The sequence below is a fragment of the Rhodoplanes sp. SY1 genome, from assembly GCF_046000175.1.
Classification (GTDB): Bacteria; Pseudomonadota; Alphaproteobacteria; order Rhizobiales; family Xanthobacteraceae; genus Rhodoplanes.
On the sequence record NZ_JBEOMB010000456.1, the window covers coordinates 1 to 630 of the forward strand.

General features: G+C 70.0%; 2 protein-coding genes. Both read right to left on the bottom strand.

What is annotated here, in order from left to right; translation table 11 throughout:
- Window positions 1–166: 166 nt before the first annotated feature.
- A complete protein-coding gene (locus ABTU92_RS30325; protein ID WP_408095239.1) occupies window positions 167–439 on the bottom strand; it encodes a hypothetical protein in 273 nt (90 codons plus the stop codon).
- The coding region (locus tag ABTU92_RS30330; protein ID WP_408095240.1) for a helix-turn-helix domain-containing protein at window positions 436–630 on the bottom strand (195 nt) is incomplete at its 5' end. The genes ABTU92_RS30325 and ABTU92_RS30330, both read right to left, overlap by 4 nt.

Below are 630 nucleotides of genomic sequence, written 5' to 3' on the forward strand. Positions count from 1 at the left end.
CCGACTGCATTCGAAATGTCGGCTTCGAGCCGGCGCAGATCGAGCACGGTGCAGAGATCGAGCGCCGCGGCGGCGAGCTTGGACTCGGCGGGCGTGAGTGGGCGCGGGCCGCGGGCAAGAGCGGTGGCGAGTGTCGTCAGTGGGGTCTTCGACATTTGCATTCCTTTCAGGATTCGTGCAGCGCGCGGATGCGGGCTTCGGACTCAGCGCGACGCCGCTTGGCCTCGGCGCGCTCGGCCTCGCGCGCCTCGGCTTCGATGCGGCGTTGTTCGCTCCACGCGGCGCGGCGGGCGAGGTACGACGTGACGCCCTCATGGGACTGGCGGTCGTGGTCGTCGTTGGACGAGCGCTTGCGGGGTCGTGGGGGCATGGTGGTCACTTCCGAGTGCAGGATGCGGAATGGGGCAAGGCCGGCGCCGGGCGCCGGCCGGCTGGTCACTGGCGAGGCGTCATGACCGGCAGCGACGCGACGAACCGCGCGATCTCGGCGTGCTCGATCAACGTCCGCGAACCGAACTTGCGGCCCACGATCCGGCCGGCCTTCAGCTCGTTGTAGAGGGCGCTCCGTGAAATGCCGGCCGCCTTCGCGGCGCCGATGACGTCGTAGACCAGCGGCGCGGTGCCGTTTTC